The organism is Mycolicibacterium chlorophenolicum (assembly GCF_001044235.1).
GTDB classification, from domain to species: Bacteria; Actinomycetota; Actinomycetes; order Mycobacteriales; family Mycobacteriaceae; genus Mycobacterium; species Mycobacterium chlorophenolicum.
The window spans coordinates 773,378-794,234 of the sequence record NZ_JYNL01000064.1 but is presented as its reverse complement, the minus strand read 5'-3'; the positions used below and the strand labels follow the sequence as shown (position 1 = coordinate 794,234).

The 20,857-nt window shown below is 70.5% G+C and carries 22 protein-coding genes; 9 read left to right on the top strand and 13 right to left on the bottom strand.

Annotation, left to right across the window (positions count from 1 at the left end):
• Positions 1-16: 16 nt before the first annotated feature.
• From MCHLDSM_RS26190 to MCHLDSM_RS26180, 3 genes are all read right to left on the bottom strand, one after another.
• Entirely contained in the window at positions 17-763 is a 747-nt protein-coding gene (locus tag MCHLDSM_RS26190) for a response regulator transcription factor (RefSeq protein ID WP_048420593.1), read from the bottom strand.
• Between the two features lie 5 nt (positions 764-768).
• On the bottom strand, positions 769-1,167 hold the full coding sequence (locus tag MCHLDSM_RS26185) for a heme-binding protein (protein ID WP_048472639.1): 399 nt from the start codon (positions 1,165-1,167) through the stop codon (positions 769-771).
• Positions 1,168-1,304: 137 nt separating this feature from the next.
• Positions 1,305-1,814 carry a hemophore gene (locus MCHLDSM_RS26180; RefSeq protein WP_048472994.1) on the bottom strand — a complete coding sequence of 170 codons (510 nt, stop codon included), beginning with the start codon at positions 1,812-1,814 and terminating at the stop codon, positions 1,305-1,307.
• A gap of 268 nt (positions 1,815-2,082) precedes the next feature.
• Between MCHLDSM_RS26180 and MCHLDSM_RS26175 the strand changes: the two genes are divergently transcribed.
• Both MCHLDSM_RS26175 and MCHLDSM_RS26170 read left to right on the top strand, forming a co-directional pair.
• Entirely contained in the window at positions 2,083-5,001 is a 2,919-nt protein-coding gene (locus MCHLDSM_RS26175) for an MMPL family transporter (protein WP_048472638.1), read from the top strand.
• Positions 5,002-5,003: 2 nt separating this feature from the next.
• Positions 5,004-5,492: a transcriptional regulator gene (locus MCHLDSM_RS26170; RefSeq protein WP_109788936.1), complete on the top strand. Its 489-nt coding sequence runs from the start codon at positions 5,004-5,006 to the stop codon at positions 5,490-5,492.
• 62 nt (positions 5,493-5,554) lie between these two features.
• Here the strand turns inward: MCHLDSM_RS26170 and MCHLDSM_RS26165 are convergent, their stop codons facing one another.
• Together MCHLDSM_RS26165 and MCHLDSM_RS26160 are read right to left on the bottom strand one after the other, a co-directional pair.
• A complete protein-coding gene (locus tag MCHLDSM_RS26165; protein WP_048472636.1) occupies positions 5,555-6,244 on the bottom strand; it encodes a hypothetical protein in 690 nt (229 codons plus the stop codon).
• A complete protein-coding gene (locus MCHLDSM_RS26160; RefSeq protein WP_048472635.1) occupies positions 6,241-6,831 on the bottom strand; it encodes an Rv1363c family protein in 591 nt (196 codons plus the stop codon). The genes MCHLDSM_RS26165 and MCHLDSM_RS26160 overlap by 4 nt, the downstream gene beginning before the upstream one ends.
• A gap of 40 nt (positions 6,832-6,871) precedes the next feature.
• On the opposite strand from MCHLDSM_RS26160, the gene MCHLDSM_RS26155 reads away from it, so the two are divergent.
• Positions 6,872-8,854: a M13 family metallopeptidase gene (locus tag MCHLDSM_RS26155; protein ID WP_048472634.1), complete on the top strand. Its 1,983-nt coding sequence runs from the start codon at positions 6,872-6,874 to the stop codon at positions 8,852-8,854.
• A 4-nt stretch (positions 8,855-8,858) separates the two neighbouring features.
• Here MCHLDSM_RS26155 and MCHLDSM_RS26150 read toward each other — a convergent pair whose 3' ends face one another.
• The 6 genes from MCHLDSM_RS26150 to MCHLDSM_RS26125 all read right to left on the bottom strand — a co-directional run bounded on the left by MCHLDSM_RS26150 (position 8,859) and on the right by MCHLDSM_RS26125 (position 13,988).
• Entirely contained in the window at positions 8,859-9,275 is a 417-nt protein-coding gene (locus MCHLDSM_RS26150; protein WP_048472633.1) for a hypothetical protein, read from the bottom strand.
• Positions 9,272-10,495 (bottom strand): DUF58 domain-containing protein, encoded by a 1,224-nt coding sequence (locus MCHLDSM_RS26145; RefSeq protein WP_048472632.1) that lies wholly within the window; start codon positions 10,493-10,495, stop codon positions 9,272-9,274. Before MCHLDSM_RS26145 ends, MCHLDSM_RS26150 begins: the two co-directional genes overlap by 4 nt.
• Positions 10,492-11,463: an AAA family ATPase gene (locus tag MCHLDSM_RS26140; RefSeq protein ID WP_082169074.1), complete on the bottom strand. Its 972-nt coding sequence runs from the start codon at positions 11,461-11,463 to the stop codon at positions 10,492-10,494. The genes MCHLDSM_RS26145 and MCHLDSM_RS26140 overlap by 4 nt, the downstream gene beginning before the upstream one ends.
• Complete coding sequence (locus MCHLDSM_RS26135; protein WP_048472631.1) at positions 11,460-11,942, bottom strand: hypothetical protein; 483 nt, start codon at positions 11,940-11,942, stop codon at positions 11,460-11,462. The genes MCHLDSM_RS26140 and MCHLDSM_RS26135 overlap by 4 nt, the downstream gene beginning before the upstream one ends.
• Positions 11,939-12,871, bottom strand: a complete 933-nt coding sequence (locus MCHLDSM_RS26130; protein WP_048472630.1) for a DUF4129 domain-containing protein — start codon at positions 12,869-12,871, stop codon at positions 11,939-11,941. The genes MCHLDSM_RS26135 and MCHLDSM_RS26130 overlap by 4 nt, the downstream gene beginning before the upstream one ends.
• Before the next feature lie 91 nt (positions 12,872-12,962).
• A complete protein-coding gene (locus MCHLDSM_RS26125; protein ID WP_048472629.1) occupies positions 12,963-13,988 on the bottom strand; it encodes a L,D-transpeptidase in 1,026 nt (341 codons plus the stop codon).
• A 175-nt stretch (positions 13,989-14,163) separates the two neighbouring features.
• Here MCHLDSM_RS26125 and MCHLDSM_RS26120 point away from each other — a divergent pair, with 175 nt between their 5' ends.
• From MCHLDSM_RS26120 to MCHLDSM_RS26105, 4 genes are all read left to right on the top strand, one after another.
• On the top strand, positions 14,164-14,460 hold the full coding sequence (locus tag MCHLDSM_RS26120) for a thiamine-binding protein (protein ID WP_048420581.1): 297 nt from the start codon (positions 14,164-14,166) through the stop codon (positions 14,458-14,460).
• A 69-nt stretch (positions 14,461-14,529) separates the two neighbouring features.
• On the top strand, positions 14,530-15,753 hold the full coding sequence (locus tag MCHLDSM_RS26115) for a lipase family alpha/beta hydrolase (RefSeq protein WP_048472628.1): 1,224 nt from the start codon (positions 14,530-14,532) through the stop codon (positions 15,751-15,753).
• 56 nt (positions 15,754-15,809) lie between these two features.
• Entirely contained in the window at positions 15,810-16,118 is a 309-nt protein-coding gene (locus tag MCHLDSM_RS26110; protein WP_060937664.1) for a hypothetical protein, read from the top strand.
• A 94-nt stretch (positions 16,119-16,212) separates the two neighbouring features.
• Positions 16,213-17,496, top strand: a complete 1,284-nt coding sequence (locus MCHLDSM_RS26105; protein ID WP_048472626.1) for an HNH endonuclease signature motif containing protein — start codon at positions 16,213-16,215, stop codon at positions 17,494-17,496.
• 3 nt (positions 17,497-17,499) lie between these two features.
• On the opposite strand, the gene ricR is transcribed toward MCHLDSM_RS26105, so the two are convergent.
• Positions 17,500-17,805 (bottom strand): copper-sensing transcriptional repressor RicR, encoded by a 306-nt coding sequence (ricR, locus tag MCHLDSM_RS26100; protein WP_048472625.1) that lies wholly within the window; start codon positions 17,803-17,805, stop codon positions 17,500-17,502.
• Positions 17,802-18,407, bottom strand: a complete 606-nt coding sequence (locus tag MCHLDSM_RS26095; protein ID WP_048472624.1) for a DUF305 domain-containing protein — start codon at positions 18,405-18,407, stop codon at positions 17,802-17,804. Before MCHLDSM_RS26095 ends, ricR begins: the two co-directional genes overlap by 4 nt.
• 78 nt (positions 18,408-18,485) lie before the next feature.
• Between MCHLDSM_RS26095 and ilvD the strand changes: the two genes are divergently transcribed.
• Positions 18,486-20,216, top strand: a complete 1,731-nt coding sequence (gene ilvD, locus MCHLDSM_RS26090) for a dihydroxy-acid dehydratase (protein WP_048472623.1) — start codon at positions 18,486-18,488, stop codon at positions 20,214-20,216.
• The gene (locus MCHLDSM_RS26085; RefSeq protein ID WP_048472622.1) at positions 20,217-20,831 is read left to right on the top strand and encodes a LysE family translocator; all 615 of its coding nucleotides are present in this window, start codon (positions 20,217-20,219) and stop codon (positions 20,829-20,831) included.
• The last annotated feature ends 26 nt before the right edge of the window (positions 20,832-20,857 follow it).

The window sequence follows — 20,857 nt, the reverse complement described above, 5'->3', positions numbered from 1 at the left end:
ACCGGGCGCTGACTTCTCACGGCTCTTCCCGCAGCACGTAGCCGATCCCGCGCACGGTGTGGATGACGCGCGGCAGTCCGTCGCGCTCGAGCTTGCGCCGCAGGTAGGACACGAAGACGTCGGCGACGTTGGTGTCGACGTCGAAGTCGTAGCCCCACACCAGTTCCAGCAGACGCTGGCGGCTCAGCACCACCCCCGCGTTCTCGGCCAGCGCGGCGAGCAGGTCGAACTCCCGCTTGGTGAGGTCGACCCGTTCGCCGGCGACGAACACCAGCCGGCGGGACGTGTCGATGGTCAGCGACCCGACCGTCATGGTGTCGGAGGTGGGGTCGGAGTTGTGCGCCCGGCGCAGCAGCGCGTGCAGCCGGGCCACCAGCTCACCGAGGTCGAACGGTTTGGTCAGGTAGTCGTCGGCGCCGGCCTCCAGACCCGCGATCCGGTCGTTGACGGTGTCGCGCGCCGACAGCACGCAGATCGGGATGTCGTTGCCCAGTGCGCGCAGCGCCGTCACCACCGCGACGCCGTCGAGTTCGGGCATCTGCACGTCGAGTACCAGCGCATCGTGCGATTCGCTGGACAGCAGCCGCAGCGCCTCTTTCCCCGTCGCCGCGACGCGCACGTCGAACCCCGAATGCCGCAGACCCCGGGCCACCGAGGTGCGGACATCCGGGTCGTCGTCCACCATCAGCACCGTCCGACCCGCGCCGTCCTGGGCGGACAGCTCTCCCCCACGAGTGGGCGAAGCATCCACCCTGTCTCGCATCGCGTCTACGGGAACAGCGGTCCGTTGCGGTCGCCCTCCGAGAAGCCGCACCGGTTCTTGATGTCGACCAGCGGCTGCCGGATGGAGGTCAACTCAGCCTTGACCTGGGGGTTGGCGTTCATGTAGTCGACGACCTTGCTGCGCAGCTGGTCGGGGGGCAGGCCTTGCAGCCCGGAGAAGAAGTCGTTGACCTCGGGATGGGTGAACAGGTAGGCCGACGTCGACGCCGAGACGCCGGAGGCCACCCCGGCGAAGTCGGCCGCGGTGCAGTTCGGCGGAAGGGCCGGCTGAGCCGACGCCATCGGCGCGGCGGCGAGCACCCCGAACAGCGAGGCGCCGGTGACCGCGCCCGCGCCCAGTGCGCCGGCGACGGCGCGGCGCAGGATGGGGCCCGAGATCAACATGAAGTCTCCTTCATCAAGAGGTGGACAGCCGGCACCGTGTCGGTGGCCGACCTGAGACCATCCTAGGAAGCTAAGCAGACCGGCAGCCGAGTTTCCCGCCGAGCAATTAACCAATCGTGAGAAAACCGCTCCGGCGGTCAGCGCAGCGGCGGCGCGGTGGCGGCCTCGGCGGAGCCGACGCCGACGCTCTGCGCGGCCGGTGACGTCGCCGGGGCGGCGGGGGCCGACGGCTGCGCGGCGGGCTGAGCGGCCTGCATCAGCCCGAGGAGCTGCGGCAGCGTCACGGGCAGCTTGCACCGCCCGGCCAGCGCCGTCAGCGGTTGCTGCAGCCGCTGCAGATCGGCGGCGACGAGCGGATTGGCGTCGAAGTAGGACTTCAGCGCGCCGAGCGACTGCGGGCCGCTCTGCTGCTGGGTGATCAGCGTCAGCGCCTGGTTGGTCTGCGGATGCGTCTCCAGGTAGGCGCCGGTGCTGGTGGCCACCGACCCTGCGGTCTTGGCGACCTCGCTGGCCGCGCACGGGTCGGGCGCGGCCTGCCCCGTCGGCGCCGCCGGCCCGGTCAACAGCACCGCACCCGCACCGACGGCGAACGCCGCTGCCAGCGCGGCGCCGGTCCGGCGCGCGGTGAAACCCGAGGGTGCTTTCATCACGAACTCCTCACGGTCTGCGGGCGCCCACACGCCCCGCAAACGTCGTACGGTCAACAGCAAAGAATCCCCGACCGACGAACCTCGTCGGGGCCATCGTGCCATCGCCGTGGCCCGGTGCCCAATCGAGACGGCCACCGGCGCTGCATTAAAGCTGCATGAGGCATCTCTGGCAGGACTGTTCAGCGCGGTCGGCGAACAGGTCGCTGCTGTACCCTTTCGCTACGAAAGGCCGGGGAGAAAGTGGGGAGTTCCCATCCAGCAGTTCATGATGCGCGTGAGCAGCAACCTGCGCAGATTCCGCTGGGCGGTGTTCGCCGTGTGGCTGCTGCTGCTGGTGCCCTCGATCTACCTCGCGATGAACCAGTCGGGCAATCTGACCGGCGGCGGCTTCGAGGTCGAGGGTTCGCAGTCGCTCTACGTCCAGCGCCAGCTGGAGGCGCAGTTTCCTGACCAGGGCGCCTCCCCGCTCGCGCTGGTCGCCGCGCCCCGCCCGGACGCCTCGTTCGACGACATGAACGCCGCGGTCGCGCGCCTGGAGGCCATCGCGCGCGAGGTGCCGAGCGTCACGATCATGCCCAACCCGGCCCAGCCGCCCCCGCAGCCCGACCGGCCCTACGTCATCACGCTGCAGTTGGGGTTCGAGAACACCGGCGCCGTCGACGTCGCCAAACAGCTGCGCGAGAAGGTCGGCATCGACGGCGACGAACCCGGCGAGACGGAGAACGGCAAGGTCCGCCTCTACGTCATCGGCCAGGGCGCGCTGGGTGCGGCCGCCACGCTGGCCACCAAACACGACATCGCGCAGGCCGAGAAGTGGAACTTCCCGATCGTCCTGGTGATCCTGCTGGCGGTCTTCGGGTCGCTGGCCGCCGCGGCGATGCCGCTGCTGCTGGGCATCTGCACCGTCGTGGTGACGATGGGGCTCGTCTTCCTGCTGTCGAGTTACACGACGATGTCGGTGTTCGTCACCTCGACGGTGTCGATGTTCGGCATCGCGGTGGCCATCGACTACTCGCTGTTCATCCTGATGCGGTTCCGGGAGGAGCTGCGTGCCGGCCGGGAACCCGAGGACGCCGCGGACGCCGCGATGGCGACCTCCGGACTGGCGGTGGTGCTGTCCGGCCTCACGGTGATCGCGTCGGTCACCGGTATCTACCTGATCAACACCCCGGTGCTGCGCTCGATGGCCACCGGCGCGATCCTCGCCGTCGCGGTCGCGGTGCTCACGTCGACGACGCTGACCCCGGCCGTGCTGGCCACGTTCGGGCGCCGGGCCGCGCGCCGCTCCTCGTACCTGCATTGGGGCCGCGGAGTGGAGGCGACGCAGTCAAAGTTCTGGACCCGCTGGACCGGCTGGGTGATGCGCCGGCCCTGGGTGTCGGCGCTCGGCGCGGCCGCGGTGTTGCTGGCGCTGGCCGCGCCGGCGTTCTCGATGATGCTCGGCAACAGCATGCAGCGGCAGTTCGATCCCACCCACGAGATCCGGGGCGGCGTCAACGCCGCGGCCGAGGCCCTGGGCCCCGGTGCGCTCGGTCCCGTCCGGGTGCTGGTGACGTTCCCGGACGGCAACGCGGCCTCGGCGCCGGCCAAGGAGCCGCTGCTCGCGTCGATCAGGCAGAAGATGGCCCAGGCGCCCAACACCGTGTCGGTGACGCCGCCGGTGTTCGGCCAGGACTACCGCAGCGCGCTGCTGTCGGCGGTGCTGTCCGTGGACCCCGAGGACATGGGCTCCCGCGACACCGTGGACTGGATGCGGGAGCAGCTGCCGCCGGTCGCCGGCAACGCCGCGCAGATCTACGTCGGCGGGCCGACCGCCCTGATCAAGGACTTCGACGACCGAGTGGCCCAGATCCAGCCGCTGGTGTTCTTGTTCGTCGCGCTGATCGCGTTCGTGATGCTGCTGATCTCGATCCGCTCGGTGTTCCTGGCGCTCAAGGGCGTGGTGATGACGGTGCTGTCGGTCGCGGCGGCCTACGGCAGCCTGGTGGTGGTGTTCCAGTGGGGCTGGCTGGCCGACCTGGGCTTCAAGCAGATCTCGTCGCTGGACAGCACGATCCCGCCGCTGGTGCTCGCGCTGACCTTCGGCCTGTCGATGGACTACGAGATCTTTCTGCTCACCCGGATCCGGGAACGGTTCCTGCAGACCGGCAACACCCGCGACGCGGTCGCCTACGGCGTGTCCACCAGCGCGCGCACCATCACCAGCGCCGCGCTGATCATGATCGCGGTGTTCATCGGGTTCGCGTTCGCCGGCATGCCGCTGGTGGCCCAGCTCGGCGTGGCGTGCGCAGTCGCGATCGCGGTGGACGCGACGGTGGTGCGGCTGGTGCTGGTGCCCGCGCTGATGGCGATGTTCGACGAGTGGAACTGGTGGCTGCCGCGCTGGCTCGACCGCGTGCTTCCGTCGGTCGACTTCGAGAAGCCGCTGCCCAAGGCCGACATCGGCGACCTGATCATCATCCCCGACGACATCTCCGCACTCGCGCCGTCGGGTGCCGATCTGCGCACCGTCGTCAAGTCCGCGGCCAAGCTGAAAACCCTTGCACCGCAGGCCATCACGGTAGCCGACCCGCTGGCGTTCAGCGGCTGCCAGCCGTGCGGCAAGCTGGTCCCCGGACGCCTGAAGAGCGAGGGCCGGGTGCCCGCGACCATCGGCAACCGGGCCCACGGCAAGACGGTCGCGGTGAAGCTGCCCAAGCATCCGGTGACGATGTGGCGGGGCCGGCTCGACGTGGCGCTCGACGCGCTGGCCGTGGAGAGGGGCGCCGCCTCACAATCGGGACATCCGCCGCTGGAGCGGATCAGCCCGATGGAGACCACGAACGTGCTGCTGCCCACCGGTGACCGGTTGCAGATCCCGACCGGCGCCGAGACGCTGCGGCTGAAGAGCTTCCTGATCATGGAACGCAACGGCGCCCGCGACTACTCGGACTTCGCCGACCTCGTGGCCTCAATGGACACGCACACCGCGGCGGAAGTGCTGACGGGCATGGACCGGTACTACTGTGGTCAACCGGCGCGCGAGCACTGGGTGGCCACCCAGCTGGTGCGCCGCCTGGCCGATCCCCGGCCTTCCGACGGGCCCGACATCGCATCCTCGGGCGCCGACGCGGAGACCGACTGGGCCAGGGTCAGGCAGCGGTGCCTGTCCGTGGCGGTGGCCATGCTGGAGGAGGCGAGGTGACTGTGTCGTCGGAACCTCGCTTCTCTGAGGCCGGCGGGCAGTCCCGGGGCCCGCACTCCGACGACCGGCCCGTCGAGTTCTGGCCGACGGCCGCGATCCGCGCCGCCCTCGAACACGACGATCTGAGCGTGTGGCAGCGCATCGTGGTGGCGATCAAGCGCGATCCCTACGGCCGGACGGCCCGTCAGGTCGAGGAGGTCCTCGAGACCGCCGAGCCCTACGGGGTGTCCCGGGCGATGTCGGAGGTGCTGGTGCGCACCCGCGAACACCTCGAGGCCAACGAGTGCGCCGAGGTGGCCCGCCACGTCCGGCTGCTGCTGGACCGGTCGGGGCTCGGTGAGCAGGAGTTCGCCTCCCGCATCGGGGTGCCCGCCGCCGACTTCGCCGCCTACCTGGGCGGCAAGGTCAGCCCGCCGGCGTCGCTGATGATCCGGATGGGCCGGCTCTCCGAGCGCTTCGCCAAGATGCGCTCCCAGCGCCCCGGGCACTAGCCCCTTTCCCGCGGAAGCGCATTCCGGGCTGCGATCGGCGGCCGATCACAGCCCTGGCTTCTCTACCGCGAGTGGATCGGCGAGACGTCCTCGACCAGCCAGCGTCCATCGGTCTTCGACAGCGTGACGCGCAGTGCCAGCACCGCCGTGTCGGCCGGCTTGCCCGGCGAGGTCTGGGTGCCGCGCAGGACGACCGCGACGCTGGCCGCCTGCGGCCCGATCGCCTCGACGCCGGCTGACACCGTGCTCGCCTGGGCGGAGACGTTGCGGCTGCCCAGGTCCTTGGCCACCCCGGCGAAGTCGTTCTTGAAGCGGTCGGCGCTCTCGGAGGTCATCATCTGCGCGGCGCGGTCGATCGAGGCCGTCGGGTTCTGCGGCGTGAACGTCGCCGACGCCTCGGCCACGCTGCTGGCGATGCCCGTCACCGCGGCGCTGTCCTCGCGCAGCGTGCGGTCGGGCACCGTCCACTGCGTGTAACCGACCACGGCGGCGGCCACGAGCGCCGCCGTCGCGGTGCCCATCACGGCCAGGCGCAGGCCGGGTCCGTCGTCGTCGGTGCCCACGGTGACGCCGTCGCGGCGCGCCAGCACGACGTTGACGATCACCGCCTGCACCACCAGCAGGCACAGCACCGAACACACCGACACCCACCACAGCGGCCATGCCAGCGCGACCCCGAGATAGATCAGCGCCGCCACGGCGGCCGCCGGGGCGAGGACGTCGAACAGCAGGACGCGCAGCAGGTTCCTCATCGGATCGGTTCCAGCCGCGAGATCAGCAGTCTGCCGTCGACGTCGGACACGTCCATGCGCAGCGTCCAGCGCACCGTCTGCGGCGCCTCGGTCCCGGCGTTCTCGCTCACCGACGTCGCGATGACCATGACGGTGTCGGTGCGCGCGGCCAGCCCGGACAGGTCCGACCGCGGCGCCGGCGGCGGTGCGCCGGGCTGGTCGTGGTGGATCGTCTCGATCGCGACGGCGTTGATCTGCCCCGTGGTGCGCGCCTTGAGCGTGCGCACCAGCTTGCGGTACGGCTCGACGGTCGCCTCGAAGTCGGTGTTCAGCTGCCCGACGGTGCCCTCGTGCAACGTGTTCAGATCCGCGTCCACCGAGTCGGCGTTCATGTTGATCAGCACACCGGTCCACTCGGCGGCGGCCTGCAGCACCCGGGTGCGGTAGGCCCGTTCGTCGGTGTCGCCGCGGTGGGCGTTCCAGATCAGCGCGGCGAGCACGACGGCGGCCACCGCGACGAGGGCCAGCACCGCCGAGGCGATGCCGTAGACGCTGACGACGCGGGGCGCCTCCTCGCCGCGTTGCGATTCGGGCTGGTCAACAGGCATGCGGGTGAGGGTACCCGGGCGTTTCTGGAAGGATGTCGGGGTGACGGTAGAAGCGACCTCCCTCAAGTCCGGTATCGATCTGCGCTACGTCGACGACTCCGCCCGGCCCCAGGACGACCTGTTCGGTCACGTCAACGGCCGCTGGCTCGCGGAGTATCAGATCCCCGCGGACCGGGCCACCGACGGTGCGTTCCGCACGCTGTACGACCGCGCCGAGGAGCAGATCCGCGACCTCATCACCGAGGCAGCCGACGCACACGCACCGGAGGGGACCGACCAGCAGCGCATCGGCGATCTGTACGCCAGCTTCATGGACGAGGACACCATCCGCGAGCGCGGTCTGGCGCCGCTGCTCGCGGAGCTGGCGACGATCGACGCCGCCGAGAGCCCCGAGGAGCTGGCCGCGGTGCTCGGGGCGTTGCAGCGCACCGGCGTCGGCGGGGGCGCCGGCCTGTACGTGGACACCGATTCCAAGAATTCCAGCCGCTACCTGCTGCACCTGACGCAGTCGGGCATCGGGCTGCCCGACGAGTCGTACTTCCGTGAGGAGCGGCACGCCGAGATCCTGGCGGCCTATCCCGGCCACATCGCGGCGATGTTCGCGCTCGTGTACGGCGGCGACCACAGTGAGACGGCGGAGGCCATCGTCGCGCTGGAGACCCGGATCGCCGCGGCGCACTGGGACGTGGTGAAGCGCCGCGACGCCGACCTGACCTACAACCTGCGCACGTTCGCCGACGTGACCTCCGAGGCGCCCGGGTTCGAGTGGCGGGGCTGGCTGACCGCGCTGGGGGCGTCGGAGGAGGCGGCCGCCGAAATCGTGGTGCGCCAGCCCGACTTCCTGACCGCGTTCGCGACACTGTGGTCCGACGTGGATCTGGCGACGTGGAAGACCTGGTTGCAGTGGCGGCTGATCCACGCCCGGGCGTCGCTGCTCAGCGATGAGCTGGTGGCCGAGGACTTCGCGTTCTACGGGCGGCTGCTCTCGGGCACCGAGGAGATCCGGGCCCGCTGGAAGCGGGGCGTCTCGGTGGTCGAAGCCCTGATGGGCGACGCACTGGGCCGGCTCTACGTCGAGCGGTACTTCCCGCCGCAGGCCAAGGCGCGGATGGACGAGCTGGTGGCCAATCTGCGCGAGGCCTACCGCGTCAGTATCGACACCCTCGAGTGGATGACGCCGCAGACCCGGCAGAAGGCGCACGCCAAGCTCGACAAGTTCACGCCGAAGATCGGTTATCCCGCGAAGTGGCGCGACTATTCGTCGCTGGTGATCGCGCGTGACGACCTCTACGGCAACTACGTGCGGGGCCACGCGCTGGAGTACGACCGCGACCTGGCCAAGCTCGGCGGCCCGGTGGACCGCGACGAGTGGTTCATGACCCCGCAGACCGTCAACGCGTACTACAACCCCGGGATGAACGAGATCGTGTTCCCCGCAGCGATTCTGCAGCCGCCGTTCTTCGACGCCGAGGCCGACGACGCCGCCAACTACGGCGGCATCGGCGCGGTGATCGGACACGAGATCGGGCACGGCTTCGACGATCAGGGCGCCAAGTACGACGGCGACGGCAACCTGGTGGACTGGTGGACCGACGAGGATCGGGCCGAGTTCGGGGCGCGCACCACCGCGCTGATCGAGCAGTACGAGCAGTTCACGCCGCGCGGGCTGGATTCGTCGCACCACGTCAACGGTGCGTTCACCGTCGGCGAGAACATCGGTGATCTCGGCGGCCTGTCGATCGCGCTGCTGGCCTACCGCCTGTCGCTGAAGGGCCGGCCGGCGCCGGTCATCGACGGGCTGACCGGCGAGCAGCGGGTGTTCTTCGGATGGGCGCAGGTGTGGCGCACGAAATCCCGTGAGGCCGAGGCGATTCGGCGACTGGCGATCGATCCGCATTCGCCGCCGGAGTTCCGCTGCAACGGCGTGGTCCGCAACATGGACGCGTTCTACGAGGCGTTCGAGGTCGGCGAGAGCGACGAGCTGTACCTGGAACCGGAACGGCGCGTCCGCATCTGGAACTGACCGCTCAGCGCAGGTAGGGCCGTAACGCCAGCAGGTAGGCGGCCAGCAGTACCAGCGGCGCCACCAGCGGCAGCCAGGGCACCTCGATCGGCACCGCGACGACGACGGCGGTGACGGTGGCGAATGCGACGGCGGCCGTCATCGTCGGGACGGTGGCGGCGTCGTGGCGCGTCACCAGGTACGCGGTGGCGGACAGCCCGGCCAGCGTCGTGTCCAGCGGGGCCGGAGCGGCGAGCACGACGGTCAGCACGGTCAGTGCAACCGCGACGCCTGCCGCCGGCCGCCACCAGATGCCGACCGCGACGGCGGCCAGCGCGGCCGCGGCCGCAGCGAGCGCCCATCCGTGCCCGGTGCGTGCCGCCGCACCCACCATGACGACACCGAACATCAACGGCAGCAGGGCTTTTCGTAGTGCTGTCATCGACGTGCCCGGTGTTCGGGGACCAGTGCCATCGCCTGGTCGAGCGTCGCGGATCCCGGCCACGCGACGATGTCCACACCGACGGTCGCCATGTCGCGGTACATGAAGGAGCGCTGCATCGCCCACATCCGGTCGACGAGGGGGTCGACGTCGCCGTCGACGGGGCAGCCCTCCAGCACGTCGACCGCGACCACCGGGTGCCCGCGCCGGCGCAGATCGATCAGCGCGAGCGCGAACTCGGTGTCGAGCATCGTGGAGAACGCGACGACGATCGCGCCCGCCGGCAGCGCCGGGCGCGGCGCCAGGGTGCCGGTGGCCGACTCGTGGTCACCCGTCGCGCCGAGCATCGTGTCGAGGATCCGGTAGAACTGCCGCTGCCCGATGTCGGCGCCCAGCCACCGGGTGGCGCGGCCGCCGAGCGCGACCAGCCCGGCCCGGTCGCCGTAGCGCAGCGCGCTCTGCACCACCTGGGCCGCGCCGCGCGCGGTGCGTTCCGTTGCGGCCGTGGCCGGTCCGGGCGGTTGCGGGTAGGTGTCGAAGAGCACCACCACGTCGGCGGCGCGGTCGGTGAGTCGTTCGGTGACGTGCAGCGTGCCGCGGCGCGCGCTGACCGGCCAGTTGACGGTGCGCAACTGGTCACCGGGCACGTAGGGGCGGATGTCGGCGTACTCCACCCCGGGCCCGGTGTGGCGGGTGAGGTGGGTGCCGAGCCGGTCGAGCAGATCGGTGCGCGGGATCGCCGTGGATTGCGGTGGGGCGACGGGGAATACGCAGACCTGTGCGGCGGCCACGGTGCCGGTGCCCTCCAGCAGCCCGCCGCGGCCGAGGACGCGCACCGTCGCCTCGATCGGGTAGCGGCCCCAGCGCTGCGCCCGCACGGCCACCGTCGGCGCGGAACCCGCGGCGACGACGTCGAGGTCCATGCCCGGCGGCGGCACGGCGGCCAGTCGCACCGCGCCGCCGTCGTCGGCATGGGCCGAGAGCGTGACGGTCACCTGTTCGCCTTCGAAGCAGCGGTTCAGCGCCGGCTCGCCGGTGACCGAGACCGTCGGCACGGGCCGCTGCCACCCCAGCGAGCACAGCACCGCGAGCAGCGGCGCGACGAACGCGATCAGTTCCCACCGGCCGGTGAGCAGCGCGGCCGCGATCGCGACGGCGGCACCCGTCGCGATCGAGCGCGTCAACGGGGATGCGCGCCAGCGTAATTCGGCGTCGGTCACGATGACCCCCGGGCCCGCGGCACCGGGGTGCGGCGGAGCAGGTCGTCGACCACGTCGCCGCCCTGCACCTTGCGCACCCACATCTCCGGCCGCAGGCTGATGCGGTGCGCCATCACCGGCACGGCCAGCGCTTTGACGTCCTCGGGCACCACGTAGTCGCGGCCGAGCAGCAGCGCGCGGGCGCGGGCGAGTTGCACGAGATCCAGTTCGGCGCGGGGGCTCGCACCGACCGCGACCTGCGGATGGTGCCGGCTCGCGGCGGCCAGCGCGACGACGTACTCGAGCACGTCGTCGTGCACCGTGACCAGTTCCACCGACTCCTGCATGGCGATCAGGTCGTGCCCGTCGACCACCTGGGCCACCTCCGGCGCCGCCGATCCCCGCTCGAGACGGCGGCGCAACATCGTCGTCTCCTCCTGCTCGGACAGGTATTTCAGCTCCAACCGCAGCGCGAACCGGTCCAGCTGGGCCTCCGGCAGCGGATAGGTGCCCTCGTACTCGATCGGGTTGTCGGTGGCCAGCACCAGGAAGGGCTCGGGCAGCCGGTGGGTGACGCCGTCGATGCTGACCTGACGCTCGGCCATCGCCTCCAGCAGCGCCGCCTGCGTCTTCGGTGGGGTGCGGTTGATCTCGTCGCCCAGCAGCAGGTTGGTGAAGATCGGGCCGCCGCGGAACTCGAAGCGGCCGGACTGCATGTCGTAGATCGTCGAGCCGAGCAGATCGGCGGGCAGTAGGTCGGGGGTGAACTGCACGCGGGTGAAGCGCAGCCCCAGTGCGGCCGCGAAAGACTTGGCGATCAATGTCTTTCCCAGTCCTGGCAGGTCCTCGACGAGCACATGCCCGCGGGCGAGCACCGTCGTCAGGATCAGCGTCAGCGCCGCGCGCTTTCCGACGACGACTCTGCTGATCTCGTCGAGCACGGCCTCGCACTGCGCGGTGGTGGCGGCGGGTTGCAGCTGAGGGCTCACAGTCGCTCCAAACGGCGCAGGATCTCGTCGAGGGCGGCGCGGCCGGGTCCGGGTTCGGCGTTGCCGGTGCGGGAGATGTTGTCGGGATCCACCCACGGCCAGAGCGCGTCACCGAACAGCATGCGCCCGGTCGCGTCGAAGCCCCTGGGATCCTTGGCTTTCCGCTGACCGGCCGCGAGCTCGAACTGCCGCGCCAGCATCGGGCGCAGCCGGCGGTCCCAGTCCGATCGCGACGACTCCGACCAGGAGATCAGCGTTTCGGTGCGGGACAGCCAGCGCTGCAACGACGCTCCGGCGCCGTCCGTCGTCACGTCCGGGTCGGGTTCGGTGCGCTGCGTCAGCCGCCACCGCACGGTGAGCAGCACCGCCACCAGTGCCGCACCGGTGGCCGCGACTACCCACTCGCGGTCCAGCAGCGCCCATGCGCACACCTGCGCCCCCACGACGACCGCGACCGCGGCGACCACGAGCTTCGTCATGAGACACCCTGCAGTGCACGCTGAACCACCTGCAACGCCTCCACCGCCTCCGCGCGATGCTCCTCGGTCATCACGTGCGGACTGAAGCGGGCCTCTTCGAACAGGTCGACCAGCTGCGTCGCGCTGCCGGCGTGCACCGCCCGGCGGGCGACGGCGCGGGCCAGCACCTCCGAGGGGGTGTCGGAGGCCTGCGGAACGGTGCCCGGCGACTTCTCCAGCTCCTGTTCCATCGCGACGTAGCAGGCGATGATCGCCTCGCGGGGATCGCGGCTGCGGTCGCCGACCTCGGCGAGCCCGCGCTCGGCCGCCCTGGCCAGATCGGGCCCCGCGGGCGGCGGCGCTGCGCGCGGGGCGTCGTCGGTGAGCACCGGTTCGGCGGCGGTGCGGCGCCGGCGGCCGAGGACGGTGGCGAGGACCGAGAGCAGCAGCAGGACGATCGCCGCACCCATCAGCAGATTGAAGACGCTGGATCCGCTGTCCGAATCCTGTTGGGGCGGTGCCGGATTCGCCGTCGCCGGGTCGGGGCGGCCGGTCGATTCGGCGGGGGCGGCGCCGACGTCGACGGGCGAGATCCAGCGCATCAGCAGCATGATGAGCAGCAGCCAGGCGAGCAGTGCGGCCGCGGCGATCAGCAGCAGCCGCCAGGGGATGTTGCGACGCTCGCCGCTGAGGCGGCGGGGCAGTTCGCCGGGGGCGCGCGGCGGCCGGGGCGAGCGGCCGTTCGACGCCAGCGACACCGCGATGGCGGTCAGGGACACCGCGAGCATGACCACGACGGCCACGAGTGAGCCGGTGCTGTCGGCGTCGGTCTCGGCGGGCTCGGCCGGCGGCGGCGCACCCGGCAGGAACCCGCGCAGTGCGACCGCGGCGAGCAACGTCAGCACCAGCACGCCGACGGTGCGGACCACCGCCTTGTCGTCACCGGGCATTCGCGCCCACCCTTCGCCGTGCCCCCATGGTGGCACGGCGTGCGGCTACCGCGGCGCGAAAGCGCCTGCGGTCTTCGCGGACTGGACTACGTCAGAACATCTGCCAGTCCGACGCACCGTCGGGCTGGTTGTAGAGACCCTTGGAGTTCTTCACCACGACGGGGTCACCGCTACCGAAGTTGTCGTAGAACCACTGCGCGTTGGCGGGGCTGAGGTTGATGCAGCCGTGGCTGACGTTGCGCTTGCCCTGGTCGCCGACCGACCACGGGGCGCTGTGCACGAAGATGCCGCTGTTGTCGATGCGCACCGCGTCCTGCACCTTGAGTTTGTAGCCCTCGGGCGAGTCGGTGGGCACACCGTAGGTGGACGAGTCCATCACGATGTCGGCGAACTTCTCCAGCACGTAGTACGTGCCGTTCTTGGTCTCGTGCTTGCCGTCGGGCTTGCCCATCGACACCGGGAACGTCTTCTCGACCTTCCCGTTGCGCACGATGGTCATCGTGTGCGTCGAGTCGTCGACGGTGGCGACCAGCTGCTCGGGCACCGTGAAGCTCGACTTCGTGCCGGCGGCGTCGATGTTGACGACGGTGCCGGCGGGCCAGAAGTCCTGCGGCCGCCAGCGCAGCTGGGTGTCGGTGGTCCAGTAGAAGCGGCCGGGAACGGGCGGCACCGACGAGATGTGCACCGCGTCCTGGGCCATCTGCTTGTTGGCGATGGGCCGCTGGAAGTTGATGTAGATCGGCTTGGCCGCGCCCGCGATCGACCCGTTGGTGGGGTTGAACGACGGCGGCACGAACGGCGGCTGGCCGACGAACGGGGTCGGGTTCTGGCCGGCGGGCGTGCCCTCCGGGATGGCCATCGGCTCGCCGGGGATGACGGCGAACGGGTCGGCCGGGGTCGGCGCCGCGGCCGGGGCGGGCGCGGGCGCGGGCGGCGCGAACGGATTCGGGAACGCCAGCGGATCGGATGGAGGCGGCGGCGCCATCGGGTCGGCCGGTACCGGCGGCGGGGCCACATCGGGCTGCGCGGTCGCCGACGGGGCGCTCAGCACCAGCCCTGCGACCACGGTCATCACCGACAACACGGCGATGAAACCGCTCCTGTTTGCCTGCCGCATGCGTGTACCTCCAGTCCCGCGACTTCACCCAGTGTGGCACAGCGCTGAAGTCGATCGTGCTGGCCAGCGGGTGTTCACAGCCCCGACGGCCCCACATTCGAGAGCCCTGACCTGCATTGATGATCGTCACAGCCGAGTCAGGCGTTACCTGGGCGGGAGCCGTACGCTCGACCGAATGATCGTCGCATTCAGCATCAGCCCCTCCGGAGGGGACGAGACCGGTGGAGTCAGTGAGGCCGTCGCGGCGGCGGTGCGGGTGGTGCGGGCCTCGGGCCTGCCGAACGAGACCAACGCGATGTTCACCAACATCGAGGGCGAGTGGGACGAGGTGATGGCCGTGGTCAAGCAGGCGGTCGACGCCGTCGCTGCGGTCTCGCCCCGCGTCAGTCTGGTCCTCAAGGCCGACATCCGGCCCGGCTACACGGGTCAGCTGACCGCGAAGGTGCAACGCATCGAGGATGCGCTGAGCTGACCCCGTTGCCTCCCGGCAACGGAAACCTTACTCTTCAGTAAGAACAGTCGTTCACTGAAGGGTGCTGGCATGCGGACGACGGACATCGAGTCCCTCGGCGAGGTGGCTGCCGAGGGCCTGAACGTGCTGAACACACTGGTGCGCGGCCTGCACACCGGCATCGCCGGGCGCGTGTTCCGCTCCATCGGGCCGGCGGCGCGGCCGGTCGAGATGGTGCACGACGCGATCGCCGGCGCCGTCTACGACGCCCTCGATGCCACCGGACACCGGCTGCCCCCGGCGGTCGCCGGTCTCGCGGTCGCGGGCCTGGCCTTCGACGACGACGCCCCCCTCGACGAGCGGCCCGGTGTCGCCGAGGCGATCGCCGCGCTCAACGGCATCTACGGCGACGAACTGGCCGACCGTGACAACTCTCTGGCCGCGCCGATGGCGGTGCGGGTGGCCGGGCGCCCGGTGGCGCTGACGCCCGATGCGGTGACCGACGCGTTCCCGGCGCCCACCGACACGCTCGCGGTGTTCGTGCACGGGCTGTGCCAGACGGAGTCGTCGTGGCACCGCCCGCCGCGGCCCGTGCCGGAGGCGGACGCGCGGTGGTACGGCGAACGGCTGCGCCACGACCACGGGTTCACGCCGATCCAGATCCGGTACAACACCGGTCTGCACATCTCGACCAACGGCCGGGCGTTCGACGAGTTGCTGACCCGGTTGGTCGAGGTGTGGCCGGTGCCGGTGCGCCGGATCGCGCTGATCGGTCATTCGATGGGCGGACTCGTGGCCCGGTCGGCGTGCCACTACGGCCACGAACGGAACCGTCGATGGACCCGGGCGACGCAGCAGGTGGTGTGTCTCGGTTCGCCGCACCTGGGCGCCGACCTCGAGAAGGGCGTGAACGCCGCGACGTGGCTGCTGATCCGCCTGCGGGAGACGCGCGCGATCGCCGAGTTGCTCAACCTGCGCAGCGACGGCATCAAGGACCTGCGCTTCGGTTCGGTGCTCGACGACGACTGGGCCGACGCCCATCCGGACGAGTTCCTGCGGGACCGGTGCGGCGAGGCGCCGTTCCTCCCGCACGCCCGCTACCACTTCGTCGCCACCTCCGCGGCGCCGACGGCGCTGGGCATGCTGTTCGGCGACCACCTGGTGCGACCGTCGAGCGCGGCGGGGCGGGGCCGCAAGCGCCGGTTGCCGTTCGGTGACGACGACGGCCTGGTGCTGACCGGCCTGCATCACTTCGATCTGCTCAATCACCCGCGGATCTACGAGCGAATGCATCACTGGCTCGGCGCCGGGTGAGCAGAACCACACGGGTTCGGCGTTCGGATCGCCCCCGCTGACACCGTCTCACTGACATGGACACACACAGAGAACACGCGATGCCCGAGGAGGCACAGCCGGTGGGTCCCGTCGCCGGAGAGACGCTCAAGGATCCGGCCAGCTGGCCCGGCCACACCCTGATCGCCGCGGGACTGCTCGCGTTCGCGCTCTCGCTCACCGGGTTCGCCGTCGGCCGCAGCGGACTGGCCACGGCCGGTGTCGTGATCGCCGTTCTGGCGCTGTCGGCGGGGGTGGGCTGGCTGGTGGCCGAACACCGTCGGCTGCGTCAGCGGACGATCGCGATCACGCCCGAACGTCCGGAGGACGTCGCTCCGCCGGAGTGAGAGTTTCATCCCCAGAGCCGGATTCATCCACAGATCCTGACGTCGGCAGGCGTCTGCCGCCCTGACCGTCTCCGCTCGGAGGGACCATGGAGGCATGTCCGCACCCGCGCCTGCTGAGCCGGCGCCGACGAGTTTCGACGATCGGCTCGGTGCGTTGTTCGACGAGCTGGCGGAGTTGACCGGGCAGCGCAACGCGATCGACGGCCGGATCGTGGAGATCGTCGCCGAGATCGAGCGCGACGGGCTCTGGGGCGCGACGGGAGCGCGATCGATCCCGGCACTAGTCGCGTGGAAGACGGGGGTGTCCCCGTCGCGAGCGGAAACCATTGCGGCCGTTGCGCATCGGCTCGAGGAGTTCCCCCAGTGCGTGGGCGGTCTTCGGCAAGGCACGCTGTCGCTGGACCAGGTCGGTGTCATCGCCCAGCGGGCGGCCCACGGCTCCGATGCCCACTTCGCGGAGTTGGCCCACTGCGCGACCGTCAGCCAGTTGCGGACCGCGCTGAAACTCCAACCCAAACCGGAAGCCCGTCCCGACGCCGACGCCGATGTCGATGTGGACGTGGACGTGGACCCGCCCGCACCCGATCCGGATCCGCAGCCGTCGATCACCACGACCACCGACGAGCACTACACGTATTGGCAGATCACGCTTCCGCATGTCGAGGCGGCGACCTTCGAGGCGGCTCTCCAATCGCATCGGGACGCGTTGATCGCGGAATGGAGGCAACGGCTCGAGACCGATCAGCGGCCGCCGATGCCCACGACCGCCGACGCCTTCCTGCGCTTGGTGGGTGCCGGGTGGGACGCCGAGGTCGCTGCCCGCCCGCACGGGCAACGCACCACGGTCGTCGTCCACGTCGATGCACGTGACGCTGTCGCCTCACTGCATCTGGGTCCGATGCTCACCGACTCCGATCGGCGGTACCTGTCCTGTGATGCCACCTGCGAGGCGTGGTTCCATCGCGACGGCCGCACCATCGGGGTGGGTCGGACCACGCGGACGGTGAACCGTCGGCTACGCCGCGCGCTGGAGCATCGCGACCGCACGTGTGTGGTGCCGGGGTGCGGAGCCACCCTGGGGCTGCACGCCCACCACCTCGTGCACTGGGAGGACGGCGGACCCACCGAGCTGTGGAATCTCGCGCTGGTCTGCCCGTACCACCACCGCGCTCACCACCGCGGGATCATCACCATCACCGGAACGGCCGACACGCTGTGCGTCACCGACGGTGCGGGACGTGTGCTGAGCTCCGCGTCGTTGGCGCGGCCGCCGACCACGCTGCCTCCAGCGGTCGAACCCTGCCGCGGGCCCACCGGTGAACGTGCGGACTGGTGGTGGTACCAGCCGTTCGAGCCCCCGCCCGCTGCCAGGAACTAGGCGTCAGGAGCGGACCAGGCGCGCGATCGCCGCGGAGGCCTCGGCGAGCTTCGCGTCGGCCTCGGCGCCACCGGCCTCCACGGCATGGGTGACGCAGTGGCCGAGGTGCTCGTCGAGGAGCCCGAGCGCCACCGACTGCAGGGCGCTGTTGACGGCGCTGATCTGCGTGAGGATGTCGATGCAGTACTTGTCCTCGTCGATCATCTTCGCGATGCCGCGCACCTGCCCCTCGATACGGCGCAGCCGCTTGGCGTAGTTCTCCTTCTGCGCGGAGTAGCCGTGGACGGCGGTGTCGTCTGCTTCGGTCACTGGTTGCCCTCCAGCATCGTGTTCATCTGCCCGATCTCGGCCTGCTGCGTCGACACCATCGTCTTGGCCATCGATGTGGCGTCGACGTTCTCGCCCGTGGCGATCTCCGCCTTCGCCATCTCGATCGCCCCCTGATGATGACCGACCATCGACTGCAGCCACAGTCTGTCGAACTCGGGGCCGCGCAGCGACTCCAACCGCGTGATCGTCGCCGGGTCGACCATGCCGGGCATGCTCTGATCCGGAGCGTCCTGGTCGGCCTGGCCCAGCTTCGGCTGCTCGTTCCACTGCACGAGAAAGACGTTGAGGGTGTTGATCTCGGACTGCTGCTCCTCGGCGATGCGGGCGGCCAGCGCGGCCAGCTGCGCGTTGGTCGAGCGGTCCGGCACCAGCTTCGCCATCGCGACGGCCTGGCGGTGGTGGTCGATCATCTGCTGGGCGAACGTCACGTCGTGGGCGTTGAACCCGGCCGGTTCGCCGGTGATCACCGGGGTGTCGGTCGACGTGGGCGCCGCACCGCCCGACGACGAACCGGAACTGCCGCACCCGGCCAGCATCACGGCGGCGAACACGGCGGCCACCACGCGGGCGATCGGCATCATGCGCCCAGCGTACTAGTACCCCACGGGGGTATCCATAACGGTTTGGCCGGGTGAAACGCCAGGCGCATAATCGAGCCCATGCCCTCACAGTCCCCAGACGCCACCGCCAGGTCCGATTCCAAGCCTGACATCAAGCCCCGCTCTCGCGACGTCACCGACGGTCTCGAGAAGGCCGCCGCGCGCGGCATGCTCCGTGCGGTCGGCATGGGTGACGAGGACTTCGCCAAGTCGCAGATCGGCGTCGCGTCGTCGTGGAACGAGATCACGCCGTGCAACCTGTCGCTGGACCGGCTCGCCAAGGCCGTCAAAGAGGGCGTCTTCGAAGCCGGCGGCTTCCCGATGGAGTTCGGCACCATCTCGGTGTCCGACGGCATCTCCATGGGCCACGAAGGCATGCACTTCTCGCTGGTGAGCCGGGAGATCATCGCCGACAGCGTGGAAACCGTCATGCAGGCCGAGCGGCTCGACGGATCGGTGCTGCTCGCCGGCTGCGACAAGTCGCTGCCCGGCATGCTGATGGCCGCCGCCCGTCTCGACCTCGCCAGCGTCTTCCTCTACGCCGGGTCGATCCTGCCCGGCAAGGCCAAGCTGAGCGACGGCACCGAGAAGGACGTCACCATCATCGACGCGTTCGAGGCCGTCGGCGCCTGCGCGCGCGGGCTGATGTCGCGCGAGGATGTCGACGCGATCGAACGCGCCATCTGTCCGGGTGAGGGCGCCTGCGGCGGCATGTACACCGCCAACACCATGGCCTCGGCCGCCGAGGCGCTGGGAATGTCGCTGCCCGGTTCGGCCGCTCCCCCCGCCACCGACCGCCGCCGCGACGGCTTCGCCCGCAAGAGCGGCATCGCGGTGGTCGAACTGCTGCGCCGCGGCATCACCGCCCGCGACATCCTCACCAAGGAGGCGTTCGAGAACGCGATCGCCGTGGTGATGGCGTTCGGCGGCTCCACGAACGCGGTGCTGCACCTGCTGGCGATCGCCGCCGAGGCCAACGTGAAGCTGACGCTCGAAGACTTCACCCGCGTCGGCGCCAAAGTGCCCCACCTCGCCGACGTCAAGCCGTTCGGCTCCTACGTGATGAACGACGTCGACCGCATCGGCGGGGTTCCCGTCGTGATGAAGGCACTGCTCGATGCCGGTCTGCTGCACGGGGATTGCCTCACCGTGACCGGCAAGACGATGGCCGAGAACCTCGCGCACATCGCGCCCCCGGACCCCGACGGCAAGGTGCTGCGCGCGCTGTCCGAGCCGATCCACCCGACCGGCGGCATCACGATCCTGCACGGCACGCTCGCGCCCGAGGGTGCGGTGGTGAAGTCCGCGGGCTTCGACTCCGACGTCTTCGAAGGCACCGCACGGGTTTTCGAGCGCGAGCGGGCAGCACTCGATGCGCTCGAGGACGGCACCATCACCCACGGCGACGTCGTGGTGATCCGCTACGAGGGCCCCAAGGGCGGTCCGGGCATGCGGGAGATGCTCGCGATCACCGGCGCGATCAAGGGCGCGGGCCTCGGCAAGGACGTGCTGCTGATGACCGACGGCCGGTTCTCCGGCGGCACCACCGGGCTGTGCGTCGGGCACATCGCGCCCGAGGCCGTCGACGGCGGCCCGATCGCGTTCCTGCGCGACGGTGACCGCATCCGCCTCGACGTCGCCAAGGGCACGCTTGACGTGCTGGTCGACGAGGCCGAATTCGACTCGCGCAAGGCAGGTTTCGAGCCGCTGCCGCCCCGCTACACCACCGGCGTGCTGGCCAAGTACACCAAGCTGGTCGGTTCGGCCGCCGGCGGCGCGGTCTGCAGCTAGATGTCGCTCGCCTTCCTGCTGACCACCCTCGTCGTGGTCGCCACCCCGGGCACCGGTGCGCTCTATGCCGTGGCCACCGGGCTGGCGCACGGCACCCGCGCGGCGATCGTCGCGGCCGTGGGGTGCACGTTGGGCATCGTCCCGCACATGGTGGCGGCGGTCAGCGGGCTGGCGGCCATCCTGCACAGCAGCGCCGTGGCGTTCCAGACGTTGAAGTATCTGGGCGTCGCGTACCTGCTGTACCTCGCGTGGCTCACCTGGCGTGACGACTCGGAGCTGGTCACCGAGTCCGGGCCGGCGGCACCGCCCGGGCCGTGGCGCATCGTCGGCACAGCGATCGGCGTCAACGTGCTGAATCCGAAGCTGACGTTGTTCTTCTTCGCGTTCCTGCCACAGTTCGTCGATCCGGCCGCGGGTTCGGCGTTCCTGCGGATGCTCGGGCTCTCCGGCGTCTTCATGATGGTCACCCTCATCGTGTTCGCGGCCTACGGCGTCTTCGCCGCCGGGGTGCGCACGCACGTGATCAGGCGGCCCCGCGTGGTGACGTGGATGCGCCGGACCTTCGCCGCGACGTACGTGGCGCTGGCGGCCCGGATGGCGGTCACCTCCCGCTGATGCGGTAGCGCCGAGAATCTTTCAGC